The organism is Micromonospora sp. PRAS1 (genome assembly GCF_059553435.1).
The window spans coordinates 176377-190050 of sequence record NZ_JCANNB010000008.1 but is presented as its reverse complement, the minus strand read 5'-3'; the positions used below and the strand labels follow the sequence as shown (position 1 = coordinate 190050).

General features: G+C 74.6%; 11 protein-coding genes and 2 pseudogenes. 5 read left to right on the top strand and 8 right to left on the bottom strand.

Annotated features, from left to right (window positions below):
• Positions 1-56: 56 nt before the first annotated feature.
• The 3 genes from AC507J_RS10560 to AC507J_RS10550 form a co-directional block, all read right to left on the bottom strand.
• Entirely contained in the window at positions 57-452 is a 396-nt protein-coding gene (locus AC507J_RS10560) for a hypothetical protein (protein WP_496288921.1), read from the bottom strand.
• 158 nt (positions 453-610) lie between these two features.
• On the bottom strand, positions 611-1447 hold the full coding sequence (locus tag AC507J_RS10555; RefSeq protein WP_496288920.1) for a DUF5995 family protein: 837 nt from the start codon (positions 1445-1447) through the stop codon (positions 611-613).
• A 90-nt stretch (positions 1448-1537) separates the two neighbouring features.
• Positions 1538-4423: a helix-turn-helix transcriptional regulator gene (locus AC507J_RS10550; protein WP_496288919.1), complete on the bottom strand. Its 2886-nt coding sequence runs from the start codon at positions 4421-4423 to the stop codon at positions 1538-1540.
• Between AC507J_RS10550 and AC507J_RS10545 the strand changes: the two are divergent.
• Positions 4328-5788 (top strand): annotated as a pseudogene (locus tag AC507J_RS10545) (adenylate/guanylate cyclase domain-containing protein); the annotation flags it as partial. The gene AC507J_RS10550 and the pseudogene AC507J_RS10545 sit on opposite strands and share 96 nt — an antisense overlap.
• A 606-nt stretch (positions 5789-6394) precedes the next feature.
• Here the strand turns inward: AC507J_RS10545 and AC507J_RS10540 are convergent.
• Both AC507J_RS10540 and paaI read right to left on the bottom strand, forming a co-directional pair.
• Positions 6395-6961, bottom strand: a complete 567-nt coding sequence (locus AC507J_RS10540; protein WP_496288945.1) for a dienelactone hydrolase family protein — start codon at positions 6959-6961, stop codon at positions 6395-6397.
• 136 nt (positions 6962-7097) lie between these two features.
• Positions 7098-7460, bottom strand: a pseudogene (gene paaI / locus AC507J_RS10535) (hydroxyphenylacetyl-CoA thioesterase PaaI); the annotation flags it as partial.
• A gap of 240 nt (positions 7461-7700) precedes the next feature.
• On the opposite strand from paaI, the gene AC507J_RS10530 reads away from it, so the two are divergent.
• Positions 7701-8459 carry a methyltransferase domain-containing protein gene (locus tag AC507J_RS10530; RefSeq protein ID WP_496288918.1) on the top strand — a complete coding sequence of 253 codons (759 nt, stop codon included), beginning with the start codon at positions 7701-7703 and terminating at the stop codon, positions 8457-8459.
• Between the two features lie 32 nt (positions 8460-8491).
• Here AC507J_RS10530 and AC507J_RS10525 read toward each other — a convergent pair whose 3' ends face one another.
• The gene (locus AC507J_RS10525) at positions 8492-9763 is read right to left on the bottom strand and encodes an MFS transporter (protein WP_496288917.1); all 1272 of its coding nucleotides are present in this window, start codon (positions 9761-9763) and stop codon (positions 8492-8494) included.
• A gap of 161 nt (positions 9764-9924) precedes the next feature.
• Between AC507J_RS10525 and AC507J_RS10520 the strand changes: the two genes are divergently transcribed.
• A complete protein-coding gene (locus AC507J_RS10520; RefSeq protein ID WP_496288916.1) occupies positions 9925-10905 on the top strand; it encodes a LacI family DNA-binding transcriptional regulator in 981 nt (326 codons plus the stop codon).
• An 83-nt stretch (positions 10906-10988) separates the two neighbouring features.
• Here the strand turns inward: AC507J_RS10520 and AC507J_RS10515 are convergent, their stop codons facing one another.
• A complete protein-coding gene (locus AC507J_RS10515) occupies positions 10989-11615 on the bottom strand; it encodes a TetR/AcrR family transcriptional regulator (protein ID WP_496288915.1) in 627 nt (208 codons plus the stop codon).
• A gap of 68 nt (positions 11616-11683) precedes the next feature.
• Here AC507J_RS10515 and AC507J_RS10510 point away from each other — a divergent pair, with 68 nt between their 5' ends.
• Positions 11684-12841: an FAD-dependent monooxygenase gene (locus tag AC507J_RS10510; protein WP_496288914.1), complete on the top strand. Its 1158-nt coding sequence runs from the start codon at positions 11684-11686 to the stop codon at positions 12839-12841.
• A gap of 15 nt (positions 12842-12856) precedes the next feature.
• Here AC507J_RS10510 and AC507J_RS10505 read toward each other — a convergent pair whose 3' ends face one another.
• Complete coding sequence (locus tag AC507J_RS10505) at positions 12857-13288, bottom strand: NUDIX hydrolase (protein ID WP_496288913.1); 432 nt, start codon at positions 13286-13288, stop codon at positions 12857-12859.
• Between the two features lie 56 nt (positions 13289-13344).
• On the opposite strand from AC507J_RS10505, the gene AC507J_RS10500 reads away from it, so the two are divergent.
• Positions 13345-13626: a DUF6412 domain-containing protein gene (locus tag AC507J_RS10500; protein ID WP_496288912.1), complete on the top strand. Its 282-nt coding sequence runs from the start codon at positions 13345-13347 to the stop codon at positions 13624-13626.
• Positions 13627-13674 lie beyond the last annotated feature (48 nt).

Here is a 13674-nt window from a genome sequence, read left to right as displayed (position 1 = left end):
CGACCGTAGGCGGTCGGAGAACGCGACTTCGCCCGAACGGTGAAAGCGGATCGCGCTCAGCCGCCGCCCGGATTCGTCAGGGCGCGGGCCAGCCCGGCCGGGTCGGCGACGGTGACCGTCAGCCCGGGATGACGCGGCCAGCCGCCGGGAATCAGGGCCGGTACCGGTCGCACGAACCGTACGCAGAGCCCGGCGGCGACACTGCTGCCGAAGGTGACCCCGAGGTCGGAAGCGGACAGCCGTGGCCCGATCGCCCGCCACCAGCGGTACGGGCCACCGAGTTCGACGCCGGCCACGTTGTCCCGGCCGGTACGCAGCCGCCACGGGCCGAACCGCACCGCCAGCGCGTCGGCGTCCACCCGTACCCAGGCGGTCGCGGGTCGGACCCCGAGCAGGACCAGTACCGGACGGAACGGCGGATCGAACCGGAACTCGAAGAGTTGTCCGGGCATGGCCCCGGGGTACCCCGCGAGGGCCGGCCGACACCCCCCGGGGCCGGCCGGCCCCCTGTCCCCCCGTGCTCTGTTCCGGGCGTCGCCGCCCGGTTCGGGTCGGACCGCCCCCGCGCTCCGCTGGGCGTGCCGCGGAGCGCGGGGACCCCCCGTCCCGGTTACTGCAGGAACGCCCCGAGGGGCGAGAGCAGCAACCGTCCGAGCGCCGCGGCAGCGTCGTCGAGCCGCTTGCGCTCGCGTTCATGTCGATGTGGATCGTGCCGGCACCGCCAGACCCGCTGCGCGTTTCGCCAGGCCACGTCGCGTGTGTACCCGATCAGCTCACCCTGGTACCAGTCGTCGATGTCGCCGTTGAGCATGTCGAAGAGCAGTTGCCACCGGTCCAGATAGCCCCGGCGCAGTTCGGGGATCTGGTCGGCGAAGATCTTGTTGATCTCCAGATAGTCGTGGTGCTGATCGCTGCCGTTTACCGGCTCCGACTCCAGGTGGTCGAAGGTGGTCACCAGCGCGAACGGCAGATCGAAGTTGATGTGCGCGTTCACACCGGCCGCCGCCGAGGGCAGCGGCCGGGCGTCCGGGCCGCACATCCGCTCGAACAGGCAGGCCCAGGCCTTCGGGATGCCGGGGCTGCGGTCGCTCCACAGCCGCAGCGCATCGAAGTAGCGCGCCGCGAACTCGACGTCCAGCCGGGACAGGAAGACCGGGTCGACGAACCGGTCGGCGTAGAGGCCGTCCAGCACGCTGCTGGTGATGACGAGATACAACCTGTTGAAGTCGGCCAGCGGGCAGCTCTCCAGCAGCGGCGGCAGCCGGACCAGCAGTTCCTGCAACCGGGCCAGGTGGTCGACCACGGCGGGCACGTCGGTCGGATGCTCGGCGAGCAGGTCGACGACGTCCTGGTGCACGGGCCCCCAGACCGGTCCGGTCGGGCCGGCCGGCCCCTCCGTGTCGCCCCGGGGCACCACCGCGCCGAGCCCGGTGACTCGCTCACTCATGCCTGCTCCGCCCTGTTCGCCGACGCCGTCGTCCCTTCGTCGGCGCCGGGCCCAGCCTCCCAGCCGGCCGGCACGGCGACATCAGTAGAACTACGTATCCGACACCTGCGGGCGGCTACGTAGGAAGATGGCGCTCGCCTGGACCCGGGTACGCACCTGGAGCTTGTCGAAGATGTGCGAGACGTGCACACCGATGGTCCGCTCGCTGATGAACAGCCGCTGGCCGATCTCCTTATTGGTCAGGCCCTCGGCAACCGCGGCCAGTACCTCGCGCTCGCGGGCGGTGAGCGCGGCGAGTTCGTCGCCGTTCGACCCGGCCGGACTCACCGTGGCGGTGGCCCGTTCCTCCAGCCGGATCCGGGCCCGGCCGGCGAGGGTACGGATCTCCTCGGACATCGGTACCGCGCCGAGTCCCTGCGCCGTCTGGTACGCCTGGCGCAGCAGCTTGCCGGCGGTCGCGGTCCGACGCCGCCGGGCCAGCAACGCCTCGGCCTGCCGCAGTCGGGAGTACGCCGCCGGATACGGGTGGTTGCGTTTGTCCCACTCGGCGGCGGCCCGCGCCCACAGGTCCGGATCCGCCCCGTCGAGGCGGCTCACCTCGGCCGCGCAGAGCGCCAGGTAGCCCTCGACGACGTCGCGTACCGGCCGGGCCGCATGCTCGCTCTTGCCGGCCACCCGGTCGGCGATCTCCCGCAGTCGGCGCACCGCCTCGTCGTCCACGGCGACGGTACGGCTGGCGTGCGCCTCGGCCTCGGCCCGCAGCCCGTGCCAGACCAGTACGGCGAGGATGACCAGGTCGTCGGAGCGGGTCTCGGTGAGGCCACGGCGCACCGCGTGCCGGGCCAGGTCGTGGCGCCCCTGCCACATGGCCAGCCCGGCGCGCAGAGTGAGCAGGGGGATGACGTGCCGGGCACCCGCGCCGGCGAGCATGGTGGCCACCGCGTCGAGATCCCGGTCGGCGGCCTCGACGTCACCGTAGCCGACCGAGAGCCGGCACCGGGCCAGCAGCAGTTCCACCGCGTCCGCGCCGGAGGGCCGGTGCCGCAGCGCCGCCGCGACGACCTTCTCCGCCTCGGCCCACTGCCCCACTCGGAACAGTCCGTTTGTCGCGATCGCCAGCAACCGGGTCCCGTAGCTGCGGCCCAGCCCCAGCTCGGTCACCCGTTCGGCACCCCGGCGGGCCACCACCACCCCCTCTTCGAGGGTGTTGAGCGGGCCGGTGAGCAGCTCGGCCAGGTGCAGGTAGGCCAGGGCGACGTCCTCCGGACGGCCGGCGCGTTCGGCGGTCGCCAACGCCCGGCGCAGTACGGTCAGCCCAGCCTCCGGATCCTGGCGGTACGCCTCGGAGAAGCCCAGCGCCATGCTGGCCAGCACCACCTCGGTGGTGGCCCCGTCGACCTGCTCGGCCAGGGCCAGTGCCTCCCGCGCCCGCTGGCCGGCGTCGGCGTACCGGCCCAGGTGCAGCAGCAGCTCCGCCAGGCGCGCGGCGGCGGTGGCCCGCTGCCGGGAGGTGCAGTCGGCGCTCTCCAGCGCCTGCTGGTACTCCGCCTCGGCCAGCGCCGACCGCCCGGCGGCGGCGAGGTAACGGGCCCGTCGGATGTGCAGCTCGCAAACGGGAAGTTCGGTGTCGGCCCCGGCCAGCTCCTCCAGCAGAGCCAGCGCCCGGGCGTACTCACCACAGTGGTGGGCGGCCTCGGCCGCGTGCCCGAGCAGGGCGGCGCGGTCCACACCGGGAAGCCCTTCGGCCAGCTCCACGGCGACCGACCAGTGCCGGTGCGCCTCGGCGTAGCCGTACAGCCGCTCGGCCTCCGCAGCGGCGGCCAGCGCCGCCGGTAGCGCCCGTTCCGGCTCCCCGGCCAGCCGCCAGTGATGCGCCAGCCGAGCCTGGTGCAGCTCACCCTGGGCCGAGGTCAACGCCTCGGCGTAGCGGCGGTGCAGCAGGGCGCGTTCGGCGGGCAGCAACTCGTCCGCCAGCACCTCCGCGACGAGCCGGTGACGCAGCCGGTAACCGTCGTCGGAGCCGACCAGCAGCCGGTGGGCGACCGCCGCGCGGACGGCGTCCAGCAGGTCGGGCTCGGGCAGGTCGACGACCTGGGCGAGCAGCCAGTGCTCGACCGGCTCCACCCCGGCGGCGACCGCGTGCACGACCCGGTGCGCTGGCCGGGGCAGGGCGTCCACCCGGGCCAGGAAGACCTCACGCAGGGTGTCGGAGAGACCGTCCCGCCCGTCGCGCAGGTCCCGGGAGAGCTCCTCTACGACGAAGGGGTTGCCGCCGCTGCGCCGCCACAGCTGCTCGGCCGCCTCGGGCGCCAGCGGACGGCGCATCACCGCCGCGGCGAACTGCTCGGTCGCGGCCCGGTCCAGCGGGGCCAGGTCGAGCACCCGTACCGACCGGAGCCGGCGCAGCTCGGTGAGCACCCGGCGCAGCGGATGCGCGCCCTGAAGGGACTCCGAACGCACCGCCGCGAGCACCGACAGTTGCAGGTCACCCAGACCGGCGAGCAGGTAGAGCAGCAGCTGGCGGGTGGTCCGGTCGACCCACTGGAGGTCGTCCAGCACGAGCACCAGGGGACGTCCCTCGGCGATCATGCTCAGCCCACGCGAGACCCGCTCCAGCAGGGCGCCCGCCCCGTCCGGACCGGCGGCCTCCTCGGCGAACACCGCCAACAGCGCCCGGACCGAGGCCGTGGCGGGCGGGGGCAGGTCGGCGTCGAGCCGGCGTAGCGCCTGGCGCAGCGGGTGCAGCGGCGAGGCGTCGCCGATGTCCAGGCAGGAGCCGGTGAGCACCAGGGCACCGCCGTCGCGCAGCCCGGCACCGACCTCGCGCAGCATCCGGGTCTTGCCCACCCCGCTTTCCCCGGTGAGGAAGACGGCTGCGGTATGGCCCGGGACCACCTCCTCGACCAGCGCGGCACGCACCGTCGCCACCAGGTCGGCCCGACCGACGAGCGGTGTGGTGTCCAGGTCGCTGGCCATGGCTCGCAGCCTAGCCACCGGCACCCTTTCCCCTCTAGCGCGCTCCTCCGGCTCGCGTCGACATTGCGACCAATGGTGGTGTTCGGCCGACATACGTCGTTCTGCCGATCCCCGGTCGGACCAGGGATGACAGGCTGCGGACAACGTCGACACGTACGGGGGGAGAGAGGCGGGTGCGTCTCCATGCCCATGTCAATCCTCGTCGCCGCGCCGGCGTCGGTCCAGTCGAACAGCTGGCCGGTCGCCGAGGAACGGCGGACCGTGACCGTCCTCTTCGTCGACATCGTCGGTTCCACCGGACTTGTGGACCGGCTGGATCCGGAGGACGTCCGCGCCCTGCAGCGGGTCTACTTCAGCACGGTCGCCCGGGTACTGCGACGGTGGCACGGCGCGGTGGAGAAGTACGTCGGCGATGCCGTGATGGCCCTTTTCGGCGCACGGGTCGGTGACGGGTGGGAAGCGTACCGGGCGGTACGGGCCGGCCTGGAGATCCAGCGGGCGCTCGACCGGCGGCCGGTCCCGACCGCGCCGGGGCTGCGGGTCCGGGTCGGCGTGGCCACCGGCGAGGCCATGGTCGACCTCGCGGTTAGCCACGACGGCGGACACGGCGTGGCCAGCGGTGCGGTCATCACGCTCGCCGCCCGGTTGCAGGAGTACGCCCCGCCCGGCGGCGTGGCGGTCTGCGCGGTCACCCACCGGGCCGTCGCCGGGCTGATCACGCAGCGGCGGATCCCGGCGGTCACGGTGACCGGCAAGGCGCTGCCGGTCGACGTGTGGCACGCCACGGGCACCCGAAGTGCCCGTCCGCCCCGACCGCACGGCCCGATGATCGGCCGACGCGGAGAGCTGGCCGCCCTCCGGGAGCGGCTTGCCGAGGCGGTCCGGGGATCCGGTCCACGGCGGGTGCTGCTTACCGGACCGGCCGGTAGCGGACGCAGCCGGTTGCTGCACGAGTTGGTGCGCGGCACGCCCACGCTGGACGGGGTTGCGGTCCGCTGGTGCCGGGCGGTCTGTCCGCCCTACCCGGACGGTCCGCTGACGCCCGTCGCGGAGCTGATCCGTACGCTGGCCGGCGCCCGCACGGCCGAGCCACCCGAGGCGGTGGCCCGGCGGCTGGCCGGCGCGTTGGACGGACTGGTTTCGCCGGAGTCCCTGGCGGCGGTGCCGGGCTGGCTGCGCGATCTGGCCGGCGCGGTCGGCACCGGGGCGGGCGCCCGGGCACTGGCCGGCTGGCGGGAGCTGCTGCTGACCCTGGCGCGGTGGCAACCGGTGGTGGTCGCCGTGGACGACCTCGACCGTGCCGCACCGGGGCTTCGCCGGCATCTGGACACGCTTGTCGACCGCGCCACCACCGACGGCCTGCCGCTGGTGGTGGTCGCAACCGGCAGCTCGGAGATCGACGGGTCCGCCCGACCGGCCGCCCGGCTCCGGTTGTCCCCGCTCGACCCGGTGACCACCGGGCGGCTGCTGCACCGGCTGCTGCACCGCACCGGCCGGTCGGGCGCTCTGGTGCGGCAGTTGGTCCCCCTGGTCGGCGGCAATCCCGGGCACGCCGTGGCGTACGTGCGGGCGCTCGACGTCGACCCGCCGGACCCGCCGCCCAGCGTCCACTCGCGGGCGCTCTCCGCTCCGGCGCGGCTGCCCGTGCCGGAGAGCGTCCGCCGGGTCGCCGAGGCCCGGCTGGATCGTCTCGACGGTCGGCTGCGGGCGACGCTGATGGTCGCCGCCGCCCTGTCGCCGGAGTGCACCGCGCCCGCGTTGGCCCGGGCCCTCGGTTGGTCGGTCGGCTGCGCGGAGGTGGCACTGGGCGACCTGACCGAGGCCGGCCTGCTCGTCGCCCGGCCCACCGGCGGGCACACCGTCGCCGACGAGGCGCTGTGTCAGGTCGCCGGGGCCCGGCTGCCCAGGGCGGTACGCGCCGGCTTCATCCGGCGGGCCGCCACCGCCCGCCGGACGCAGCCAGTCGCCGGGTCAGTGCCGAGCCAGGAAGGCCAGGGCGCGGTCCCAGGTGAGGTCGGCGGCGACCGGGTCGTGGTCGGCCACCGTCGGGTCGGTGAACAGGTGACCCGCACCGGGATAGCGGTGCACCACCAGGTCGGCTCCGACGGCGGTCATCTCCCGATGCCACTGGTCGACCTCCTCGGGCAGGTCGTAGGGGTCCGGGTCGGCCAGATGCAGCTCGACCCGCAGGCCGGGTCGGACCTCGCCGGGCGAGCCGCCGGTGCCGTGCAACAGCAGCAGACCGCCCGTGTCGGGGCGCTCGGCGAGCATCGCGCCGGCCACCCCGGCGCCCATCGAGAACCCGGCGAGCACGGTCTCGGGCGGCAGCCCGTCGAGCGCGGCCCGGGCCCGGTCCAGGACGGTCCGCTGACCGATCCGGTCGAGCAGGGCGAACCCCTCCTCGACGGTGTCGACCGGCGGCTGCCCGTACAGGTCGGGCGCATGCACCTGATGCCCGGCGGCGCGGAGCCGGTCGGCGGCGGTCAGCACGGCGGGCCGCAGCCCGTACACGGAGTGGAAGAGCACGACGTGTCCCATCGGGACATCGTGCCGGACGGCTACGACAGGGCGGTCCCGGCGCGCGGCGAACCGGGACGGCTCAAACCCGGTCGCGGTCGGTGGCGGCCCGTTCCCCCGGTGCCGAGCCGTCGCCGCGCCCGTCGGAGGTCGGCCGGAGGACCCGGCTGTGTCCACGGAACTCGGCGATCACCTCCGCGCCCTCGCGGGCCACTGTGACGTCGTAGATCCCGCTGCGTCCGTACCTGGTGCGTTCGGCGGCCCGGGCGACCAGCAGGTCACCCTGCCGGGCCGGCCGGACGAAGGTGATCTCGCCGCTGGCGGCGACGGTGACCGGCCCGTGGCTGTTGCAGGCCAGCGCGAAGGCGGTGTCGGCCAGCAGGAAGACGAACCCGCCGTGCGCGATCCGGTGACCGTTGACCATGTCCGCGGTGACCCGCATCCGGGCGACCGCCGCGCCGCCGCCAGCGCTGACCAGCTCGATGCCGAGCCGGTTGGACGCGACATCGGCGTCGAACATCTCGTGCGCGGCGGTGCGGTGCGGGTCCACGTTGGCTCCCGGGTCCGGTCGGCCGGGCAGCTGCCCCGCCCTCGGTCGGACATCATGCCATCGCCGGTCACGGTCGCGCCCTCGGAGTGTGCGGGGCCGCCGAGCAGTGCTCGGCGGCCCCGCGATCATCGCATCGCCAGTCTCTCGCAATTGCAAAGCTTTTGCAACAGGGCTGGACAGCCGCTCCGTCAAGTAACTAGCGTGCTCGCCATGACTCCTTACATCAGCGACATCGAGGCATGGCAGGAGAGCTGGGACCGGCAGCAGGAGGCGTTCATGCCGGACCGGGAGCACCGGTTCACCGCCATGCTCGACGCGGTCGACGCGATCCGCGACACCGCACCGGTGCGGCTGCTCGATCTGGCCGGCGGCACCGGCACCATCTCCCTACGGGCCCTGCGCCGCTTCCCCGACGCCGAACTGACCCTGGTCGACCTCGACCCCGCCCTGCTCGCCCTGGCCACCGCCGCACTGCGCGAACGGGTCACCATCGTCACCGCCGACCTGGGCCGCCCCGACTGGCACACCGCGCTCCCCCACCGGCGCTACGACGCCGTGCTCACCGCCACCGCGCTGCACTGGCTGCCCGCCGACCGGCTGGCCACCCTCTACGGCGAACTCCATGACCTGCTGCGACCGGGCGGCCTGCTGGTCAACGCCGACCACATGCCCGACGACTCCCTGCCGGAGCTGACCAGACGTCTACTGGCCCGGGCCCGGGAGGGCCGGGAGGCCCGGTACGCAGCGGGTGCCGCCCTCTCCTGGTCGCAGTGGTGGGAGCAGGCGGAGCGGGACGAGGCGCTGCGCCCGCTGGTGCGCCAGCGGCACGCCATCTATCCCGCCGGCCACAGCCCGGAGTGGAACCCGCCCGTCTCCTGGCATCTCGAAGCCCTCGCCAAGGCCGGCTTCGCCGAGGTGGGCACCCTCTGGCGCGGCGGCCCGGACGCCGCCGTCGTCGGCCTCCGCTGACCCACGGAGTGCGGCATCCTGGGGCCGACCCGCTACGCCTCCGGCTTCGATGGTGAGCCCGCCCGCGCCGGCACCCCCGTGCTGCCGGCGACGGGCGGACGGAGCGCCGGGATAAGCAACAGCGTCGGCAACAGCAGCAGCGGCACGACCACAAGCGCCCGCAGCGTGCCTACCTGGTCGCCGAGCAGGCCGAGTAGCGGCGGCCCGGCGAGGAAGGCGGTGTAGCCGATCACCGCGACCACGCTGACCCGGACATGAGCGTGCTCCTCCTCGTCGGCCGCGGCGCTCATCCCGACCGGGAAGCCGAGCGAGGCACCGATGCCCCACAGCGCCACGCCCACCACCGCGACCGGCCCGGAGCCGGCGAGCACCGCCAGGCCGGCGCCGACGATGGCGAGCACGATGGTCGCGGCGAGCACCGGACCCCGTCCCCACCGGTCCAGCGCCACCGTGCCGAGGGTGCGGCCCAGCGTCATGCCGACGACGAAGAGACCGAAGACCGCCGCGCCGGCCGCCTCGCTGAAGCCGTACCCGTCGATGAAGGCCACCGCGAGCCAGTCGTTGGCGCTGCCCTCGGCGAACGCCGCGGCCAGCACCAGCAGGCCGATGAGCAGGGTGCGGGGCTCACGCCAGGCGGCGAGCAGTCGCCTGCGCCGGCCGGCCGGGGTGCCGGCCTCGGCGCCGGGCTCGGCCCGCAGGAACGCCCGCGCCCCGAGCAGGGTGCCGGCGAGCACCAGCGCGGCGAGAACACTGAGGTGCACGCCGACCGGTACGGCCAGCCGGGCCGCGCCCGCGCCGAGACCGGCCCCGGCCACCGAGCCGAGGCTCCACGCGGCGTGGAACCGGGGCATCACGGTCCAACCGAGCCGACGCTCGACGGCGGCCCCCTCGATGTTCATCGCCACGTCACAGCTGCCGGAGCCGTAGCCGACGGCGAACAGTCCCAGCGCCACCCCGGCCAGCGAGCTGAAGACGCTTGCCGAGACGCCGGCGACGGTCAGCCCGAGCGACAGGATCAGGGTGGCCAGCGCCACCGCGCGGGCCGCACCGAGGCGCTGGGTGACCAGGCCGGCGGTGGGCATGGCGATGATCGCGCCGGCGGACATGGCGAGCAGCAGCAGGCCGAGCCGGCCGGGGCTGAGGCCCAACGCGTCGCGGATCGCCGGCACGCGGGAGAACCAGGTCGCCACGGCCAACCCGTTCAGCGCGAACACCACCGCGACGCCGTTTCGGGCGGACAGTACGGCGCGGGACGGTCCCGGGCTGGGCGGGGGTGTCGCGGGGGCGGTGACGGCGGGATCCACGAACGGTCCTCTCCTGATCAGGTGCTGGTAACGATCAGACACCTGGGAGCGCTACCAGCACAATCCGTTTCAGGTGCTTACCGCGACGACGGCGGGCGCGGCATGATGCGGGTGAGCGTCCGCGCCCACCGAGGCGGAGGACCAGGAACAGGGAGAACATCATGACAACGGCACGCCGGCCGGCCACCCTCGACGACGTCGCCCGGGTGGCCGGGGTGTCCCGGTCGACGGCGTCGCGGGTCCTCGCGGGCAACGGCTTCGCGTCGCCGCTCGCGCGCGAGCGGGTGCGTACCGCCGCCGACCGGCTCGGCTACGTACCCAACCCGGCGGCCAGGGCACTTGTGCACGGCAGTGGCGTACGCCTGCTGGTGGCGGTGGCCGGCACCAGCCCGGCGGTGCTCGACGACAGCTACGTCGACCAGGTGGTGAGCGCCGCGGCCCGGGTCTGCGCGCCGCACGGCCTGGGCGTGACCCTCCAGTGGGTGCCGCTGGACGCACCGGGACTGCTCACCCGGCTCACCGACGACCGGGCGGTGGCCGGCCTGCTGCTGGTCAACACCACAAGCGCGCTGCTCGACCTGGTGCCGCGTCGGCTACGGGGGCGGACGGCGTCGATCGGGATCGGCTCGACCACCGTGCCGTCGGTGGACATCGACAACGCCAGCGGCACCGCCGCACTCGTCCGTCACCTGTACGCCGGGGGTCGCCGCCGGATCGCGATGGTCACCGGGCCCCGCTGGCTGGCCTGCGCCGACCGCTCGGTGCAGGCGTACCGCCGGCTGCTGCGCGACGCCGGCCTGCCGGCCCGGGAGGTGGTCGGTGACTTCACCGCGGCCCGGGGCCGGCAGGCCGCCCGGGAGGTGCTGCACCGCTGGCCGGACACCGACGCGATCGTCGGGATCAGCGACGCGACCGCGCTGGGGGTGATCGGCCAGCTGCGCGCCGACCGGGTGCAGGTGCCCGGCGACGTCGCGGTGACCGGTTTCGACGACATCCCGCTGGCCTCGGCCACCGACCTGACCACGGCGAGTCATCCGGTCCGACAGATCGCCACGGCGGCGGCGACCATGGTGCTCCAGCGGCGCCCGGAGCCGGGCAGCACCATGTTCCCGTCCGCACCGGTGCTCCGCGAGAGCGCCTGACCGACGCCGGTTGCCCGGACTCGTTCCGCCACCGGCGCCGCGCGGCGGGCTGACCGCTCCGGCCGGACGGGCGACCGCCGCGCTCAGGTGGTGAGCGCGCGCAGCAGGTCGCGGACGGCGGCGGTCAGGTCGGCACGGCTGGCCGGGGTGCCGGGCGTCGGCGCGCTCAGCACGCCGGCGCCGACCAGCCGGTCGAAGAGCAGCCCGTCGACGAAGGCGACGAACTGGTGCCCCTGGCGGCGGGGATCCGGGGCGCCCGCCCGGGCGAGCAGGTCCTCCGCCTGGGCCCGGAGCACCGTGCCGTGCTCCAGGATCGTCCGTAGCTGGGGCCGGTGCACCGCCTCCAGCAGGCATGCGTACCGGGCCAGGGTCCGGTCCCGGCCGACGGAGAGCCAGTGGTCGAGGATCCCGGCGATGCCGGCGGCGAGCTGATCCAGGTCGGCCGGCGTGAGCGCCGGGCCGGGCGCGGCGGGCGGCGTTGCGGTGGGCAGGTCACGGTCGCCGAGATCGGCCCGGTCCAGGTCGGCCAGCCGCTGGACGACCGCCTCGATGAGCGCCTGCCGACTGCGCAGGTACGCGGAGGTGGTGCCCGCCGGCATCCCGGCCCGGACGTCCACCGCCCGATGGGTCAATCCCCTCATGCCGCTCTCGGCCAGCAGCGCGATGGCTGCGTCGGCCAGCACTGCCACCCGCTTCGTCCGTCCGGTCAAGCTGTCCATCCTCCGTCCGCTTCTACGGATGTAGTATGAACTTCTACAGATGTAGAAAGGTGGCGGTCATGGCGGAAGGGCATGCGGTGGTGGCCGGTGCCGGCATCGGTGGACTGGCCGCCGCCCTCGCGCTGTATCGGCGGGGCTGGCGGGTCACCGTGCTGGAGCGGGCTCCCGAGCCGCGTGAGGTCGGTGCCGGAATCACGCTGATGGCGAACGGCGTCCGCGGCTTGGAGGCGCTCGGGCTCGGCGCGGCGGTGCGCCGGATCGGGCGGGCCGAGGGCCCCGGCGGGCTGCGCGACCGGACCGGTCGCTGGCTGTCCCGGGTGGACGCCGAGGAGATGGACCGCCTGCTCGGCACCACCGCGCTCGGCGTACATCGGGCCGCCCTGCACCGGATGCTGCGCGAGGCGTTGCCACCGCAGGCGCTCTGGACCGGCTGCGCGGTGCGGGACGCGGACCCGGACACCGGCGTGGTGCGCTACCACCGCGACGGCGCACCGGCCGAGCTGCGCGCCGATCTGGTGGTCGGCGCCGACGGATTGCGCAGCGCGCTGCGCGGTGCGCTCTGGCCGCAGCTGCCACCCCCGGCCTATGGCGGCTCGACCGCCTGGCGGGCCGCCATCGCCTACGACGGGCCGCTGGTCACGGCGGTCAGTTGGGGACCCGCCGCCGAGTTCGGCATGGTGCCGCTCGGCGAGGGCCAGGTCTACTGGTACGCGGCGGTCAGCTCGCCGCCCGGCCGGACCGCCCCGGACGAACTGACGGCGGTACGCGAGCGTTTCGGCCACTGGCACGATCCGATTCCCGCACTGCTCGCCGCGACACCGCCGGAAGCCGTGCTGCGCAACGATCTCTACCAACTGGCCGCCCCGCTGCCCAGCTTCGTGCGGGGCCGGGTGGCCCTGCTCGGCGACGCCGCCCACGCCATGCTGCCCCACCTCGGGCAGGGCGGCTGCCAGGCGATCGAGGACGCGGTGACGCTGGGCGTGCTCGCCGACCCGGCCGCCGACGTTCCGGCGGCGCTGCGCGCGTACGACCGGGCACGTCGACCCCGCAGCCAGGCCGTCGCCCGCGCGGCGGCCCGGACGGCGCGCTTCGGCCAGCAGCTGCGTCATCCGGCGGCGATCGCGGTACGCGACACGGTCATGCGGTTGACGCCGGGCCGGGCGGCGCTGCGCGGGATGGCCCGCCACGCCGACTGGCACCCGCCCCGGGTCGACTGAAGCGCCTGGTGAAGGTCAGTCGGCGGCGGCCAGCGAGGTGAGTTCGGCGTACTCCGGCGAGGCCAGGAAGCGGGTAAGCACCTGGGTGGTGCCCGGGGTGTACGGTCGCCCGTCCAGCAGCTCGTCGGTGGAGAGGAAGACCAGGGCGGCGCCCTCGCCGAGCACGATGTCCTGCTGGCGGGCCCGGGTGGGGGCGCAGAAGTAGTGCTTCACCCGGTCCTGGTCGGGCAGCTCCTGGCGGGCGTACAACCGCAGGCCGTCCGTCACCCGCAGCCCGGTCTCCTCCTGCAACTCCCGGCTGGCGGTCTTCTCGGGGGTCTCCCCCGGCTCGCCGTGCCCACCCGGCAGGCCCCACACGTTCGGGTGGTACGGGGCGTACGCGTCGCGCAGCTGCATCAGCAGCCGCCCGTGCCGGTCCACCAACAGGACGCAGGAGATCGGAATCATGGCTACAAACTAAGTCCCGGCACACCTTGGACTCCACTGCCGGCTATGGTTGTCGGGTGATCGGTTTCGGTGTGCTCTGGTACCTCGTCGGCGTGCTGGCCGACGTCGGTGCGTCGAGCATGCTCACCGGCACGGCCGCGGCGACCGGCGTCCTGCTGAGCGTCGTGCTCGCCGCCTCGAACCTGCTGCACCGGGTGGTCACCGACCCCGAGCTGCGGATCACCCGTCGGGTCCTGCGCGAACGCTCCGGACGCACGGGCATCCCCCGGCATCGCGATCCCGATGCCGCCGGCCGGGCCCGCCCCAGGGCCCCGACGGCGACCCTCGCGGTCGCCTGAGCCTTCGTTTCTCCCGCTCGCCAGCACGCCGCTCGTCGGCGACCGCAA

Bases quoted from the DNA above. Each gene is read 5' to 3' on its own strand.
- AC507J_RS10560 (WP_496288921.1), bottom strand. From the start codon at position 452: ATGCCCGGACAACTCTTCGAGTTCCGGTTCGATCCGCCGTTCCGTCCG.
- AC507J_RS10555 (WP_496288920.1), bottom strand. From the start codon at position 1,447: ATGAGTGAGCGAGTCACCGGGCTCGGCGCGGTGGTGCCCCGGGGCGAC.
- AC507J_RS10550 (WP_496288919.1), bottom strand. From the start codon at position 4,423: ATGGCCAGCGACCTGGACACCACACCGCTCGTCGGTCGGGCCGACCTG.
- AC507J_RS10540 (WP_496288945.1), bottom strand. From the start codon at position 6,961: ATGGGACACGTCGTGCTCTTCCACTCCGTGTACGGGCTGCGGCCCGCC.
- AC507J_RS10530 (WP_496288918.1), top strand. From the start codon at position 7,701: ATGACTCCTTACATCAGCGACATCGAGGCATGGCAGGAGAGCTGGGAC.
- AC507J_RS10520 (WP_496288916.1), top strand. From the start codon at position 9,925: ATGACAACGGCACGCCGGCCGGCCACCCTCGACGACGTCGCCCGGGTG.
- AC507J_RS10510 (WP_496288914.1), top strand. From the start codon at position 11,684: ATGGCGGAAGGGCATGCGGTGGTGGCCGGTGCCGGCATCGGTGGACTG.
- AC507J_RS10505 (WP_496288913.1), bottom strand. From the start codon at position 13,288: ATGATTCCGATCTCCTGCGTCCTGTTGGTGGACCGGCACGGGCGGCTG.